This window comes from bacterium, assembly GCA_035380285.1.
In the GTDB taxonomy this organism is placed as follows: Bacteria; Auribacterota; Erginobacteria; order Erginobacterales; family DAOSXE01; genus DAOSXE01.
The window spans coordinates 1-15,808 of record DAOSXE010000018.1 but is presented as its reverse complement, the minus strand read 5'-3'; the positions used below and the strand labels follow the sequence as shown (position 1 = coordinate 15,808).

13 protein-coding genes are annotated in these 15,808 nt (G+C 67.0%); 7 read left to right on the top strand and 6 right to left on the bottom strand.

The genetic code is table 11. The features are described 5' to 3' along the window. Positions 1 to 3 precede the first annotated feature (3 nt). Positions 4 to 2,259 (top strand): ATP-dependent RecD-like DNA helicase, encoded by a 2,256-nt coding sequence (locus tag PLZ73_08095; protein ID HOO77833.1) that lies wholly within the window; start codon positions 4 to 6, stop codon positions 2,257 to 2,259. A 15-nt stretch (positions 2,260 to 2,274) separates the two neighbouring features. On the opposite strand, the gene PLZ73_08090 is transcribed toward PLZ73_08095, so the two are convergent. Beyond that, the gene (locus tag PLZ73_08090) at positions 2,275 to 3,501 is read right to left on the bottom strand and encodes a M28 family peptidase (protein HOO77832.1); all 1,227 of its coding nucleotides are present in this window, start codon (positions 3,499 to 3,501) and stop codon (positions 2,275 to 2,277) included. Between the two features lie 99 nt (positions 3,502 to 3,600). On the opposite strand from PLZ73_08090, the gene PLZ73_08085 reads away from it, so the two are divergent. Beyond that, positions 3,601 to 4,698 (top strand): MBL fold metallo-hydrolase, encoded by a 1,098-nt coding sequence (locus PLZ73_08085; protein HOO77831.1) that lies wholly within the window; start codon positions 3,601 to 3,603, stop codon positions 4,696 to 4,698. Between the two features lie 37 nt (positions 4,699 to 4,735). Here the strand turns inward: PLZ73_08085 and PLZ73_08080 are convergent, their stop codons facing one another. Next, positions 4,736 to 5,770 carry a DHH family phosphoesterase gene (locus tag PLZ73_08080; protein HOO77830.1) on the bottom strand — a complete coding sequence of 345 codons (1,035 nt, stop codon included), beginning with the start codon at positions 5,768 to 5,770 and terminating at the stop codon, positions 4,736 to 4,738. After that, entirely contained in the window at positions 5,767 to 6,792 is a 1,026-nt protein-coding gene (gene galE / locus PLZ73_08075; GenBank protein ID HOO77829.1) for a UDP-glucose 4-epimerase GalE, read from the bottom strand. The genes PLZ73_08080 and galE overlap by 4 nt, the downstream gene beginning before the upstream one ends. Before the next feature lie 99 nt (positions 6,793 to 6,891). Between galE and PLZ73_08070 the strand changes: the two genes are divergently transcribed. From PLZ73_08070 to PLZ73_08055, 4 genes are all read left to right on the top strand, one after another. Beyond that, complete coding sequence (locus PLZ73_08070) at positions 6,892 to 8,331, top strand: radical SAM protein (GenBank protein ID HOO77828.1); 1,440 nt, start codon at positions 6,892 to 6,894, stop codon at positions 8,329 to 8,331. Then, a complete protein-coding gene (locus PLZ73_08065; GenBank protein ID HOO77827.1) occupies positions 8,328 to 8,948 on the top strand; it encodes a hypothetical protein in 621 nt (206 codons plus the stop codon). Before PLZ73_08070 ends, PLZ73_08065 begins: the two co-directional genes overlap by 4 nt. 98 nt (positions 8,949 to 9,046) lie before the next feature. Continuing rightward, positions 9,047 to 9,580 (top strand): cupin domain-containing protein, encoded by a 534-nt coding sequence (locus tag PLZ73_08060; GenBank protein ID HOO77826.1) that lies wholly within the window; start codon positions 9,047 to 9,049, stop codon positions 9,578 to 9,580. After that, on the top strand, positions 9,567 to 10,691 hold the full coding sequence (locus PLZ73_08055; GenBank protein HOO77825.1) for an NAD(P)/FAD-dependent oxidoreductase: 1,125 nt from the start codon (positions 9,567 to 9,569) through the stop codon (positions 10,689 to 10,691). The genes PLZ73_08060 and PLZ73_08055 overlap by 14 nt, the downstream gene beginning before the upstream one ends. A 549-nt stretch (positions 10,692 to 11,240) precedes the next feature. On the opposite strand, the gene PLZ73_08050 is transcribed toward PLZ73_08055, so the two are convergent. Beyond that, positions 11,241 to 12,398: a hypothetical protein gene (locus PLZ73_08050; protein ID HOO77824.1), complete on the bottom strand. Its 1,158-nt coding sequence runs from the start codon at positions 12,396 to 12,398 to the stop codon at positions 11,241 to 11,243. Between the two features lie 166 nt (positions 12,399 to 12,564). On the opposite strand from PLZ73_08050, the gene PLZ73_08045 reads away from it, so the two are divergent. Continuing rightward, entirely contained in the window at positions 12,565 to 14,055 is a 1,491-nt protein-coding gene (locus PLZ73_08045; protein HOO77823.1) for an amidohydrolase family protein, read from the top strand. Between the two features lie 10 nt (positions 14,056 to 14,065). Here the strand turns inward: PLZ73_08045 and PLZ73_08040 are convergent, their stop codons facing one another. Next, complete coding sequence (locus PLZ73_08040) at positions 14,066 to 15,541, bottom strand: hypothetical protein (protein ID HOO77822.1); 1,476 nt, start codon at positions 15,539 to 15,541, stop codon at positions 14,066 to 14,068. Positions 15,542 to 15,548: 7 nt separating this feature from the next. Continuing rightward, positions 15,549 to 15,808 (bottom strand): VCBS repeat-containing protein (locus tag PLZ73_08035; protein HOO77821.1); only part of this gene is annotated, 260 nt, incomplete at its 5' end.

Here is a 15,808-nt window from a genome sequence, read left to right as displayed (position 1 = left end):
CCGATGGAGGAGCCCCGCACAGAACACGGCTCCGGCCCCGGCGAAGAACGGCTCTACGGGTTCATCGAGCGCGTCACCTTCCATAACCCGGAAAACGGCTATACCGTCCTGCGCGTCCGGGTGAGGGGCCAGAGAGAACCGGTCGCCGTCGTGGGGAATCTGCCCTCGGCCGTGCCCGGGGAGATGCTGGAGGCTTCGGGACGCTGGGAGGTCAGCCCCCGCCACGGCCGCCAGTTTTCCGCGGTCCGCCTCTCGGCCGTCCCGCCGGGGACTTCCGAGGGGATGAAGCGGTATCTGGGTTCGGGGATGATACGGGGCATCGGGCCGGCCCTGGCCTCCCGCCTGGTCGCGGCTTTCGGAGCCGATGTATTCCGGGTGATCGAGGAAACCCCCGCGCGCCTGTCCGAAGTCCCCGGAATCGGGGCCGGGCGCCGGAAGGCGATCGTCGCGGCCTGGGCCGATCAGCGCCGGATCCGGGAGATCATGGTGTTTCTCCACAGCCACGGGGTCTCGACCGGGAGGGCGTTGAGCATCTTCAGAACCTACGGGGAAAACGCGGTGGAGGCGATCCGTGAAGATCCCTACCGCCTGGCCCGCGACATCAGGGGGATGGGGTTTCTCCTCGCGGACCGGATCGCCGCCAGCATCGGTATCGAGCCCCGGTCCGAGATCCGGGTCCGCGCCGGGCTGGAACACGTCCTTCTGGAAATGACGGAGCAGGGCGACTGCGCCGCCCCGCGGGACGTCCTCTGTTCCCGGGCCGCAGAGCTGCTGCGGGTGCCGGTTTCCCTGGCGGAGGCGGCGCTGGAGGAGAATGCCCGTTCCGGGAGGCTGACGGCACGGCGGGACGGGGAGGGCCGGGACCTGGTCTACCTGCCCGGATTGGACGACGCCGAACGCCGGCTGGCCGAGCGGATCGTGCGGCTGGCGGCGTCCGGCCATCCCTGCCCGGGGATCGCGGCGGACCGCGCCACGGCCTGGGTGGAGGGGAAAACCGGAATCGACCTTTCCGCGGGCCAGCGGGAAGCGGTCCGCCGGGCGTTGGAAGCTCCGGTCAGCGTCGTTACCGGGGGGCCGGGGGTGGGGAAGACGACCCTGGTCGACGCCCTGGTCAGGATCTTTGCGGTCAAGGGCCTCAGGGTCTCCCTCTGCGCCCCCACCGGTCGGGCGGCCAAGCGCCTGAGCGAAAGCACGGGGTTCCCGGCCCGGACCATCCACCGCCTCCTCGAATACGACCCCGCCCGGGGCGCGTTCACCCGCGACCAGAGCCGGCCGCTGGCGGCGGACGCGGTCATCGTCGACGAGTTCAGCATGGTCGATCTCCCGCTCGCCTGGCAACTGGTTCGGGCCGTCCCCGACCGGGCGCTGTTGATCCTCGTCGGCGACGTCGACCAACTCCCCTCGGTCGGGCCGGGCACGGTCCTGCGCGACCTGATCGCATCCGGAGTCGTTCCCGTCACCCGCCTGCAGCTGGTCTTCCGGCAATCGGAAGGAAGCTCCATCGTCACCAACGCCCATCGGATCAACCTGGGGAAACTCCCCGTCATCCCCCGGGGCCGGGCTGCCGCCGCCAGCGACTTCGTCTTCGTGGAGTGCGCCGACCCGGCCAAGGCGGCGGATACGATCTGCGAATTGGCGGCCCGGCGCATTCCCCGCCACCTCGGCCTGGACCCGATCGCGGACATCCAGGTCCTCTCCCCGATGAAGCGCGGGGAACTGGGAGTGCTCAACCTCAACCGGCTGCTCCAATCGGCACTCAACCCCGGGGAAGGGGGGATTGCTTCCCTCGGAGTCCGGTACCGGGCCGGGGACCGGGTGATGCAGACGGAGAACGATTACGACCGGGACGTCTTCAACGGAGACATCGGCCGCGTTCTCGAGATCGACGCCGCCCTGGGCCGCGTGGCCGTGGATTTCGACGGGCGGACCGTCGTCTACGAGTCCCGGGACCTGGAGGAGCTTTCGCTCTCCTACGCGGTCAGCATCCACAAAAGCCAGGGAAGCGAGTATCCGGCGGTGGTGATCCCGATCCACCCGCAGCACTATATAATGCTGCAGCGCAACCTTCTCTACACGGCCCTGACCCGCGCCCGGTCCCTGGCCGTGGTCGTCGGGACCAGGGACGCCCTGGCCCTGGCCGTCCGCCGCCGGGATTCCCACCGCCGCTTCACGACGCTCCGGGAACGGCTCGAGCAGGCCGCGCCTCCCCCCTCCCCGCCGCGTTTCGTCGATTTCTTCGAAGACGCAACCGGGAACTGAAGCCGGCGCGGTCGCTTACTCCCTGCCGCCGCCCTCGCCGAGGAAGGAGGCGATGAAAGCGACGACGGCGGCGAGAACGGGCACCCGGACCCGTTCCGCCCGGTCGGCCGGGGTATGGATCAAACTCCCGAGGAGGGAGTGGATCCCCTCCGAGGTAAACGTCATTCCGGGGACTCCGGCCGCGGCGAAGAGCATATGGTCCCCTTCGGGCCAGAGGCCGGTTTCGACCAGGGCGGAATGTTCCGGCAGGAGGGTCTTCAGCCTCCGGGCGCCGGCGTCGCCGAGGTTGAAGGAGGCCAGGGCCGCTCTGCGGGCGGCTCCGACCCCGTCGATGTTGAAGACCAGGGACACGTCCCGGATGTCGGCCGAGGCCAGGTAGGCGACTTCGCCGCTGGCGGCGTAGTAATCCTCCCCGTTGAAGGCGACGAATTCGACGCCCGTCTCCGGTTCGTCCCGGGCGACGATGCCGGCCAGGGCCAGCACCGCGGCCACCCCCCCGGCGTTGTCGACCGCCCCGGGGGTGTCGGGCTTGGTGTCGTAGTGGGCGCAGACGACCGCCCGCCCCTGGCCCGGCCGGCGGGCGACGACGTTGAATCCGGACGCCGGGGAGGTCCTGCCGGCGATCTTCACCGTGGTTTCGGTTCCGTCGGCTTCCTTGAGCAGGGCGAGCGCGGCCGCCGGGGCGGTCGCCGAGGGAATGAAAAAATCTCCGTCCTCCATCAGGGGGGCGGGGATCGTGTCCCCCTGATGGACGAAGACCGCCGCCAGCGGCCGTTTCGCTTCCAGCAACCCGATGATCTTCTGATGGTGGGGAAGGTTGAAGAACGGGAACCGCTTGGGAAAAAGGGGCTCGGAGGCGAGTTCGCCGTGCAGGAAGCAGATGCGGTCCCGCAGCGAGGCTCTCTCCAGGGCCGGGAGGTCGCCGACCATCACCGCCGGGGCCGTGACTTCCGCCGGCGGCGAAAAAGGATGGGAGCACAGGGCCACGGTCCGGCCGTCCCGGGAGAGGGAAGAAACCCCCGGGATCCAGTCCAGGCAGGGAAATTCCTGTTTCCGTGGTTCGTAGCCCTTCTGGGCGAGAGCGCCGGCGATGTAATCGCCGGCGGCCCGGTTGGCGGCCGAACCCGTGGGGCGAGGCCCGATTTCGGAAGCCAGGGCCCGGATATGGGTTTTGATCTCTTCGACCACGGCGTCCGCTCCGGCGCCGGGGGCGGCCCGTTCGGGTTGTTCCGCGTTGCCCATGCCCAGACTTTATCCCGGCGCCGGAGAGGCCGACAAGCCCTGATTTGGGGCCGGAGGAAGGATTGCCAGATGCCGCCGGCCCGGGTATGCTCCTCGGGCATGAAGACGAAGCGCCACCGCAGGACGGCGGCGGTCGCGGTATGGTTGTCGCTGTCGACGTTCGCCGCCGTCGCTTCCGGGGAATCGCCGCCGTCGGCGGTTGCGGCGCCGGAGGAACCGACGCCGCTGCGGATCGTTTTCGTCGACGTCGGCCACGGGGATTGCGTCTGGATCACCACTCCCGACGACGGCATCCCCGGCAACGGGGTCTGCGAGGGGTACGACATCGTCATCGACGGGGGGCCGAGTTCGCAGAGGATCGTCCCGCTCCTCACCGAAGCCGGATTGAAGCCCGGCGCCGAGATCGAGTGGATGATCTGCACCCACGCCCACAACGATCATTACCGGGGCTTGATCGGGGTGCTCGACGAGTACCGGGTCAGGAACATCGTCGAACCCGGGTTCCGTTCTCGGGGACAGGCCTTCAGCGCCTTCTGCTGGCTGTCTCTGGTGGAGCCGGCGAGCGTCTTCTATTCCCCCGCGGTCGGCATCCCCGCCATTCCCGGTCTGAGATCCCTCTCTCCTTCGGTCCCGTGCCCGCTCGATTGGGGCGGAGAACTCGACGCCGTCATCCTCCACAGCAACCCGGCCGTCTCCGAAGGGAACGAGAACCTGAGTTCCATCGTCCTGCGTCTGCGTTACGGGGATTTCAGCATCCTTTTCACCGGCGACGAGGAAGGAAAATACCGGGACGGCCCGGCCTCGTCGGCGTCCCTGGTGGAAGCGTTTCTGCTCGACCGCTATTGCCGGGAAGGGGAGAACGGTCTGGCCGCAACCGTGGTCAAGGTCCCCCACCACGGGAGCGAGACGTCCTCGACGGTCCCGTTCATCGAGGCGGTGGGGGCGAAGGAGGCGGTGATCTGCGCCGGCAACCGCTACGGACTGCCCGACCGGTCGGTGGTCGAGCGCTACCGGAGCGCCGGCTGCCGGGTCTGGTCGACCGATCGCGGCGACCGGGGCCGGCCGGCGTCCGACTGCCACGGCGACGACGACATCGTCATCAGCAGCGACGGGCGGTCCTACGAGATCCGCTACCTGAATCCGGACCCGGGCGGGGTTCTCCCCGTGCCGCCGACGGCCGCCGCCGCCGGTTTCTAAAGGGCCGGTCCCCGCTCGGCGGGGCGGGTTTCCCCCGTTACGCGCGCGGATGAACGACCCGGGGAATCACCAGGGGGGATGGGCTCAAGTCTTCCGGGAGACGGATCGCCTTATAGAGGGCCCGATAGACCGCGTCCTCGATGGCGGCGATTTCCGGCTCGCTCAGGTCCGCGACCGGAATCTGCCCCCCCGCGATCATGTCGTGGCCGCCCGCGCTGCCGCGTTTCCCGATCGCCCGGCGCAGAAGCTTGCCCGCCCGGGCATTGGTGTGGGTGGTGCGGAGCGAACAGTAGATGGCCCCCGCGTAGCGCCCGGTGACGAAACACCAGGTCGCCCGGCGCAGGGAGACCAGGAGGTCGGCGAACTGGGCCACGAAGTCGGGGTATTCGAGTTCGTCGAGCCGGGCTCCCACGAACTTTTTATAGGTATAGGCTTTTTCCAGAGCTCCGTGAAGCTGTTGAAAAAAGATCCGGTCGTGAACCGGGTGCTCGATCCTGGAAATCAGCCGATGCCGGACCTTGGGAAAAAGAAAGACCGAGGCCTCGATATCGCTGCGGGTGACGTCCCGGCCCAGGTGCTGGGTCTCGGAGGTCAGGCCGTAGTACAGGGCCGTGGCCAGCTCCGCCGGGATCTCGATCCCCGCCTCCCGCAGATAGCCGACCAGGATGGTGGTGGTGGCCCCGCAATCGGGCTGAATATCGGCGAATTCCGACCGCGTCGACTTGAGACGGGGGTGGTGGTCGATGACCACCGCCGGAACGATCTCCAGGGGAAGCACGGTGTTGCGCGCTCCGGGCTGGCAGTCCACCAGCGCCACGCCCCGGTGTTTCCGGAACATTCCCGGCCGGACCGGGACCGCCCCGATTCTCAACAGGCGGTTGAAGGCGCGGTTCTCGTCGCGGCCGAGCATTCCCCCGTAGGCGATCCGGCAGCGGACGCCGGCTTTCTCCTCCAGGAGCAGCTTCAAGGCGGCGCCGCTGGCCAGGGCGTCGGGATCGGGGTTGTTGTGGGTCAGGATGAGGAAGGGGTCCTTCCCCCGGGCCGCCTCCACGCACTTTTCCCATTGGCTCATGGTTGCGGGCGGTCTCCGTAGCCGTGGGGGTTGCTCGACTGCCAGCGCCAGGAATCGGAACACATCAGGTCGATCCCGCGCCGGGCCTCCCATCCCAGTTCCGCGGCCGCGCGCGCGGGGTCGGCGTAGCAGGCGGCGATGTCCCCGGAGCGCCGGGGGAGTATCCGGTAGGGGATTTTCCGGCCGCTGGCCTTTTCGAAGGCGCTCAGGACCTCGAGAACGCTGTAGCCCCTGCCGGTCCCCAGGTTGTAGACGGCCAGGCCGAGGTCGCCGTCGAGTTTTTCCAGGGCCCGGACGTGGCCCAGGGCGAGGTCGGTCACGTGGATGTAATCCCGGACCCCGGTTCCGTCGGGAGTGGGGTAGTCGTTTCCGAAAACCCGCAGGAAAGGCAGCCGCCCCACCGCCACCTGGGCGATATAGGGAAGGAGGTTGTTGGGGATGCCGTTCGGATCTTCTCCGATCCTTCCGCTTTCGTGGGCGCCGATGGGGTTGAAGTAGCGCAGCAGGACGATTTCCCAGGAGGGATCGGAGACGTGAAGATCGCGCAGGATTTCCTCGATGAAAAGCTTGGTCCGCCCGTAGGGGTTGGTCGCCTTCAGGGGGAAGTCCTCGGTGATGGGCACCCGCTCCGGATCGCCGTATACGGTGGCGGACGAGCTGAATACCAGTTTTTTGACCCCATGTTCGCGCATTGTTTCGCACAGGACGATCGTGCCGGTGACGTTGTTGCGGTAGTAGCGCAAGGGGAATTCCACGGATTCTCCCACCGCCTTGAGCCCGGCGAAGTGAACGACCGCCTCCGGCTTCTCCCGGGAAAAGACCCGGTCCAGGCCCTCCCGATCGAGCAGGTCGATCTTGTGGAAGTTCAGGGGGCGCCCCCCCAGCTCCTCGACCCGCTTCACGGCGGTCTCGGAGCTGTTGTCGAGGTTGTCCACCACCGCCAGTTCGTAGCCGGCGCCGAGCAGTTCCACGCAGGTATGGCTGCCGATATAGCCGGCGCCGCCGGTGACGAGTATCTTCATCGTCGAAGTCCTTTCTTGCTCCCAGATCAACACCGTACCATAATCGGCCGGAAGGTAAATCTACCGCAATCGCCACCTCGAGGCTACCGCAAAGAAACCGTGAAGGCATTCCTCTTCAACCCTCCCGGCACGAAGTTCCAGCGGGGAGAGGACCGTTGCCAGGCGGACGTCGAAGCCGGCGCCACCGTCACCCTGCGCCCCCCCAACGACCTCGGCTATCTGGCGGCGCTGCTGCGGGCCGAGGGGTGGGAAGTCAGGCTCCGCGACTACCCCGCGCGAGGGGAAGGGGCGCAGACGCTGTGGAGCGAGGCGGAATCGTTCGGGCCCGACCTCGCCCTCCTCAGCACCACGGTCGGGTCGCTTCCCGCCGACGCCGCGGTCCTGGCCGAATTCAAGCGCCGGCTTCCCGGCACCTTCCTGGCGGCCAAGGGGGCCCCCTTCAGCGTCTATACCGACGAATTCTTCGGCACTCCCGCCTACCGGGGCCTGGACGCCGGGATCCGGGGCGAGGCCGAGGCCGTCGTTCCCGGCCTCGCCCGGGCTTTGAGCGCGGGCGGGCCGCTCGAGTCCGTGGACGGGATCATGCTCCGGAGGGGGGAGCGAATGATCGCCCGGGGCGAGCCGGGCCTGGTGGCGGACCTCGACCGGCTGCCCTACCCGGACCGAAGCCTGATGGACAACCGGCTCTACACGCTCCCTTCCGGACGCCCCCTGGCCACGGTGCAGACGGCGCGGGGTTGCCCCTGCTCCTGCAGCTTCTGCCTGACGCCGGTCTTGTCGGGAAGCAAGCTCCGCAGCCGCGGCCGGGAAAACATCCTGGGGGAACTGGAGGAATGCGTCCGTCGGTTCGGGATCGGGGATTTTTTCTTTCGGGCCGACACGTTCACCCTGGACCGGGAGTTCGTCATCGGCCTCTGCCGGGGGATCGTCGCCTCCGGCCTGAAGGTCCGCTGGGTGGCCAACAGCCGGGTCGACACCCTCGACGCGGAAATGTTGGCCTGGATGAGGCGGGCCGGTTGCTGGCTGGTGGCGCTGGGTCTGGAGTCCGGTTCGGACCGGACGCTGGCCCGGGCGGGCAAGGGGACGACGACCGGGCAGGGCCGGCGGGCGGTGGCCCTGGCGCGCGCCGCCGGTTTGAAGACCCTGGGCTTCTTCATGATCGGGTTCCCCTGGGAGACGGAGAGCGCTATCCGCGCCACCATGGCCTACGCCTTGGAAGTGGACTGCGATTTCGCCGAAGTCCACATCGCGGTCCCCTACCCGGGAACGGCCCTCTTCCGGGAAGCGGCGGCGGCGGGTCTGATCTCGACTCCGGAACCCGGTTACGACTATTTTCTGGCTCCTCCCGCCGGGACCGAGCACCTCGCCCGGGAGCGCCTGTCGGCCCTGCGCACGGAATTCCTGCGCAAGCTCTACTGCCGCCCGTCCTATGTCGTCCGCACCCTGGCGGGTATCCGGAACTGGAGGGAGGGCCGGGAATACCTGGTCAGGGGCTGCCGGATATTGGGAGCCGCCGGACGTTCCCGGAGACCGGGGTGAAAGCGGCGCCGGCGGGTTCCGTTGCCCCTGTGCGCCGGTCGCCGGCGCGCTGGTGGTGGGTTCTCCCGGTTGCGGCGGCGGCGGGGTGCGCCTCCGCTCCGCCCCCCGCCGACAGTTCTTTCTCGGGGGAAGTGAACGCGCGGGGCGATTTCCGCGACGAGCGCTCGGGGTTGGTTTTCCCCCCGCGGGCGTGCGGGTTCGTGCGCCGGATGGTCTACCACTACGGCGGCAGCGAGGACGCCACCCTGCTCGCCTACGACAGCGAACGGGAAGACGTTCCGGCCACGGTCGAATTCTTCCTGGTCCCCCCGGTCCGGGCCGGAGGGGAGGGGGAGCACCTCGAGGCCCTGTCCCGCGAGGAACTGGCCGCCGACGCCTCCGGGCGCCGGCTGTACACCGCCGCGGTCGAACTGGGAGATACAGCGGGGTTGAAGACCGTGATCGAGCGCCGGATGGGGTTCGCCGGGCGCCGGCAACCGGTTACCGTCGTTCTCTACCTGATCCCCTTCCCGGAGCGTCTTCTCCGGATCCGGGTCGTCTATCCCGTGTCCACCCCTCCGGACGCTTCCTCGCGGACCCGCGCCCTGATCGAGCAGGTGGCGGGACCGTCGGGCTGAAAACCGCCCCCCGCCCGGCAGCAAGAACTTGTGCCCGGGAGCCCGCAACCGCTACTATTACTACCGCCGCCGCGGCGTCCGCGGGCGGCGAGGAGTCGATGGCGATGCCCGATGGTCAAAAATGGAAGGAACTGCTCGGTCTGCGGCCCCATCCCGAGGGCGGGTTTTATCGGGAAGCCTATCGTTCGCGGGAATGCCTCCCTCCCGAGGTTTTGCCGGGGCGGTGTCCCGTCGCCCACCGCATCTCCACCGCGATCTATTTCATGCTTACCCGCGGGGAATTCTCCGCGTTTCACCGCCTCCGTTCGGACGAGATCTGGCACCATTACGACGGCGCCTCGGCGGTTATCCACGTCATCGCAGAGAACGGGGAGTACCGGAACGTCCGCCTGGGAAAAGCGGCCGAACGGGGGGAGCGGCCTCTGGCGGCGGTCGGGGCGGGGGAGTTCTTCGCCGCCGAACCGGCCGAAGGCCCGGGAGATTTTTTCCTGGTCGGCTGCACGGTGGCGCCCGGGTTCGAGTTCGGCGACTTCGAGCTTTCCTCCCGCAGTTCCCTGCTGCTGAGGTTCCCGCGCCACCGGGAGCTGATACTGCGGCTGACCCGAGAAGGGGGAAACGGTGGAAGCGGTTGAAGTCGTGGTGATCGGAGCCGGGGTGGTGGGGCTGGCCGCCGCCGCCGCCGCCGCCGCCCGGGGACGCGAGGTGCTGGTGCTGGAGCGGCACGATTCTTTCGGCCGCGAGACCTCGAGCCGCAACAGCGAAGTCATCCATGCCGGGATCTACTACCCGGCCGGTTCCTTAAGGGCGCGGTTCTGCGTGGAGGGGCGGCGCGAACTTCTCCGACTGGCGGAGGCGCATTCCATCCCCTTCCGCCTGCCGGGGAAGATCATCATCGCCCTGGCCGAGGACGACCTCCCCGTGCTCGAAGATCTCCGGCGCCGGGGCGAGGCCAACGGAGTGGAGGGGCTGCGGCTGATCGAGGCCGGGGAAGTCCGGAAACTGGAGCCGCGGGTCCGCGCCGTCGGCGGCCTCCTGTCCCCGGGAACCGGGATCGTCGACAGCCACCGGCTGATGGCGCATTACGAGCACCGGGTCAACCAGGCGGGGACGGTGGCCTACAACTGCGAATTGATCGGGCTCGATCGGGTCGGGGGAGACTGGCGCCTGCGGGTGCGGGACGCCGACGGGGACGAGATGGAGCTGTCGAGCCGGGTCGTCGTCAACGCCGCCGGTCTCGGGGCCTCGGCGGTGGCGGCGCTGGCGGGGATGGATACGGCCGGCTCCGGGTACACCGTCTACCCCTGCAAGGGGGAGTACTTCCGTCTTTCCGGTTCCAGCGCCCGCCTCACCTCCCGGCTGGTTTACCCGCCTCCGACCGGGATCAGCCTGGGCCTGCACACCGTGGTCGACTTGGGAGGAGGGCTCAAGATCGGGCCCAACGCTTTTTACGTGGACGAGATCGATCACGGGGTGGACGAAGCGCACCGGGAGGAGTTCTACCAAGGGGCTCGGGGCTACCTCCCCGAACTGAAACGGGAAGACCTCGCCCCCGACATGGCCGGGATCAGGCCCAAGCTCTACCGCAAGGGGGAACCGGAACGCGATTTCGAGATCAGGCACGAGGCCGCCCGCGGTTTCCCCGGCCTGGTCAACCTGGTCGGAATCGAATCCCCGGGCCTGACCGCCGCTCCCGCCATCGGCCGCCACGTCGCCGACCTGGTTGAAGAAGCCCTTTCCTCCTGAAGGGAGGCAGGGTTCAGGAAGAGGGATCAACCACAGATTTCACAGATAGTAGAGAAAGGGGATTCAAAATTTATTTTACTCTATGCTCCATGCTCTGCTCTTCGCTTTTCTCGACCATGAAGGACATGAAGTTCATGAAGGGGAGAGGGTTAGCCACAAGAGGCACAAGGGGGCACAAGAGGATTTTAGAGAATTGAATACGGGGTGAAAATGTCTTGAAAGAGACAGTAAGAACACCGTCCTATCTCTCAATCTGCGTAACCTGCCTACCGGCAGGCAGATCTGTGGACTTCCCTCTTCCCAAATCTGCGTAATCTTAGTTTCACCATGAAGGACATGAAGTTCATGAAGAGGGATGAAAGCTATGCTCCATGCTCTATGCCCTCTGCTTCTCTCCCCCGAACCCCGAACCCTGAACCCTGCATTCCTTCCCCCATCAGAGTTAATCAGAGTAATCAGGTGCAAAGTTCTCCAGGGTCTGAGGCGGGGGGCTACTGAATTCTGAATACTGACTCCTGTATTCTGTCTTCCCCTGAACCCTCTGGGGGCTCAGTAGGAGACGGGGAGGTCGGTGGAATTCCCGTAGTAAGCCGCGGTGCTTCCGCGGATCATCCATTTCCCCGACGCCGGCCGATAAACCGCGGGTTGGGCGGTCCCGTCCCCGTCGTAATCCCCCGGAACCGGGACATCGGTGGAATTTCCGTAGTAGGAGCTGAGTCCTCCTCTCACCATCCACTTTCCGGTGGAAGGGCGGTAGACCGCCATGTCCCAGGTCCCGTCCCCGTCGTAATCGTGGGAAACCACCTCGTCTCCGGAGGTCCCGAAGTAGACTCGGGTCGTTCCCCTCACCAGCCAGAGCCCCGAAGAGGGACGGAAAAGGGCTATATCGGCGAAGCCGTCCCCGGTGAAATCGCCGGTGACGGCGCCGGTTCCGGTCGTCGACCGGTACGGCCGGGCAGCAAAACCCCGGGCGCCGGGAGTATATATTCCCGGCAGCCCGCGGAAGCCGTCCAACTCTCCCTGGACCGTGGTGGTGAAGACCGCTCCAGGTTCGTGGATCACTCCGGAATACACGGTCCATGAACCCAGAAGGTTCCACCAGGCATTGCCGTCGTCGAGCCGGTACAGGGCGCAGAGAAGGGCGCTGTCGGCATTCCAGCTCACCTTGATCTCGGTTTGGGCGACTTCGGCGGGGATCTCGTGGGCGATGCCGCGCACATCCTCGTCGCTCAGTTCGATATAGCCGGTGATCTCCTGACTGAACGCCCGGTCGACCCCGTCCCACCTCCTCCGCATCGTCGCCGACAGCCGCGGGTAGTAACTCTGGGTAACCGGAACGTCGGAGCCGATGACGTTAAGCGACATTTCCATGTCGTAGTCCTCGGAATCGGTCACCACCGTGAATTCGGGGACCTCGGCCGTGAGCACGAGTTCCCAGTCTTCGCCGACCGAACCGTGGTTGAGCTTCCAGAGCATGCCCCCGGCCACTTCCGAGGAACCGCCCCCGTCCCAGTCCATATTCAGGGCCAAGCGGCCGGTCTGGATATAAAAAGCTCCGTAGTCGGTATCCGAGTTCCACCCCTGCCATTTTCCCGCATCGATCTGGGGTCCGGCGAAGTCGTCCTCTCCGTCGAAATTCGCGGCCGCGGTTCCGGCCGTTCCCAGCGCCGCCGCCAGGATGAAACCCGCTGTCCTCGATATCTTCATCGTCGACCTCCCGGGCGCTCGACCCCGTTGCAACTACCGCCAACGAGGTTACACGGGCGGGTCCGCGGTTGTCAATCCGCCGGGGCGGTCGGGAGCGGTTGGGGATGGAAGGAGACCGCCGGGAATGGTACAGTATCCGAAAAATCGCACGCTTCGGAGGACGACCATGGAAAAACGTTTCAAACTGCTGCGGGCCCGGCTTCTGGTGCCCTTGAGCGAAGAGATCGGGTTCGAGACCCGCTACCAGGACGGCTATGTCCTGATCGAGGGGGACCGGATCCGGGAGGTAGGGAAGTATTACGAAGGCATCGGAGAGCGGATCATCGAAGAGTGCGGCCGGGAGCTTCAGGTGGTCGGGGCCAAAAAGGAGCGGGATTACCGGGAGAAGGACATCCCCTGCATCGACGGAGTGCTTCTTCCCGGTTTCGTCAAGGCCCACGGACACAACCACGAACCCCCCATCATCGGCCTGGCCAAGGACCAGCCCCTGACTTCCTGGCTGGACCACGCCGTCAACCTCTTCACCGGGTTTCTGACCGAGGAAGCCGAAGGCCTGGCCAAGACCTTCGGCAAATCGGCCAACCTGGTCACCTTCAACAAGGCCCTCCTCGACGACGTCTATTACGGCATCACCAGCGCCATGAACCACCAGTGCAACTTCAGCAAGTACCACGTCAGGGACATGGTCCTGGCGGCGGACGCGGTGGGAACCAAGCTCACCGTCGCGGTGGGGAGCCAGGACCGCAACTACGATCCCCGGATTCTGGACACACCCGAAACCGCCGTGCGCCGTTTGGACGAATACCTGGAATTTCTGGGGGACCGGCCCCGGGTCCGCGTCTGCCCCGGTCCCGACCAGGCGTTTTCCAACAGCGCCGAGATGGTACGGGCGCAGAAAGAGTGGGCCGACGCCCACGACACCATTTTTCACATGCACAGTTCGGAAGAACCCAACACCACCCGCTGGTTTTACTCCCAGTACCTGGCCAGCCCGGTCCAGTACCTCCACGAAGCGGGCGTCCTCGATCCCAACACTATTCTCGCCCATCAGGTCAACTGCACCCCCGTGGACCTGGAGATATTGGCGGGGACCGGGACCAAGGTCGTGCACAACCCCCTGGCCAACACCATCCTGGGCTCGGGGATGCCCCCGGTGATCGAGATGATGGCCAAGGGCATCCCGGTGGTGATCTCGACCGACGGCTCCGGCTCCGCCGACAACCAGAACATCCTCTCCGCCGCCAAACTGGCGTCGCAGTACCAAAAAGCGCTCAACCAGAACGCCCGTCTCCTGCCCGCCCAGCAGGTCTTGGAAATGATCACGGTTCTACCCGCCCGTTTCCTGGGGATCAACGCCGGCTCCCTCGAACCCGGTCGCGACGCCGACGTGGTCCTCGTCGACCTCGACCGCCCCAACCTGACTCCGACCCGGGTCGACAACGTGGTCGAGAACCTGATCTGGGCGGCGGACGGGAGCGAGGTCCGCTGGGTGATCGCCAACGGGCGCCTGCTCAAGGACGATTACCGGTTCGTGGTCCAGGACGAGGAGAAGATCAAGGCCGAAGTGATGCTCCTGTCCCGCCTGCTCATGGAGTACGCCGGTACCCGTCCCGAAATCAAGGCCACCGGCGTCAGGGGCGCGGGCGAGGAGGCCTGACCGGGGGGCGTTATTCTCCGGGGGGCACGGTTATTCCGCTTATGAAAGCGTCGCCGATCTCTCCGTCGGCGCCCGGGCCCCGCTGCAGCGGCCCCCGGGTGGGGAAGTCGGGAGAGAGCGTATTCCCGGCCACCAGCAGATTGGGGCCGTCCCACCGCACCGCCCGGGGAAAGTCGTAGCTTTCCCCCCCCAGGTAAGTGGAAAACTCCAGGGTTTCGGCTCCGGGGGCGAAGACCGCGACCACCAGGTCGGACGCGCCCGCCAACCGGGCCTGGAGCGGCCGGCGGATGGGGATATCGTCCGAGTCGGTGGCGGCGGCCAGGACCGTCCGGCCTTCGGGAGTCACGTCCAGCCGCAGCGGCGCCTCCGCGGGTTCGCTCTTGGTCCCCCCGAAAAAGGTGGAGGAGAGGATCTCCCCGGTCGAGGGGCGGATGCGGGTCAGGAAGACGTCCCCGGCGTATTCGCCCCCGCCGTAGCTTCCGTCGAAGGCGTTTCGGGTGGGGAAATCGGGCGAGGTGGTGAGACCGCCGACGTAGACGTCCCCCCGGCCGTCGAAGCCGACGGCGTGGCCGAAGTCCCAGGCGCTCCCCCCCAGGAACCCGGAGTAGAGCGCATGTTCGCCCCGGGAGTCGAGGAGGATGACGAAAGCGTCGGTATAGCCGGATGTGCCGGTAAAGGGCATTCCTCCGCCGGCGGTGGGAAAATCCGTGGAAGCGGTCTGCCCGACCAGGCACGGTCTCCCTTCGGGGTCCAGGGCCATGTCGAAGCAGAAATCCATGGCTTTTCCCCCGATGCGGCCGGAGCGGAGAAGGCGTCGCCCGTCGACCGAGACGAGGGCGAGAAAAGCGTCGGAACCGCGTCCGTCGAGATCGCCCGGGTTGACGGTGGGGAAATCGCCCGAGGCCGTGGTCCCGGCGATATAGACGGTCCCGTCGGGCCCCAGGTCGATGCTTCCCGGTGAACGGAGGTTTTCGCAGCGGGTCCCCCCCAGGTACGAAGAAGCGAGGAGGGTCCCGTCGCCGGCGAACCGGGCCAGGAACGCGTCCCCGCGCCCGGCCTGAGCCGCCTGAAACGGCTCCAGGGTGGGAAAATCGGTGGAGATGGTCTTGCCGGTGACATAGATCGAACCGTCGGGGGCGAAAACGCAGTCCTGGACTTCGTCGATCCTCCGGCCGCCCAGGGCCGAGGAAAAAATGATCCGTCCGGAGGCGGGATCGAGGAGCGTGACGAACCCGTTCTTGGAGATCCGCCCCTCGTCGGATCCGAACCCGGACAGGCTGTTCAGGGTGGGAAAGTCGAGCGAAGCCGTGGCCCCGACCAGGCAGACCAGATTTCCGGGCCCGCGGGCGACTCCCAAGGCCCCGTCATCGGCGCTTCCGCCGATGACGCTCGAGAAATTCAACTCCGAGCCGGGGCCCGGGCCGGACGTGCATCCGGCCCAGGCCACAAGCGCGGCCCCCAGCAGCAGGGCTCCGGTTCTTCCCATCAGCCGGTCAGTAGCTCTTCCCGGTCATGGGGATGTCGCCGGGGGCGCCGATGTCGTAGCGCTCGGGGGAGGCGGGGTCGTAGATGAACCAGCGGCCGCGGCCCTGCCGGAAGATGGTGGGGTCGTTGCTGCCGTCCAGGAAGAAGTCGCCGGTGGCCGGGATGTCGGTGCCTCCGACCACGCCCCAGCGGACGAACCCGGCGCCGAAGATAAGCCAGCGGGCCAGGGAGGAGCGGTAGACGGTGAGGTCGGTGGTGCCGTCGCCGT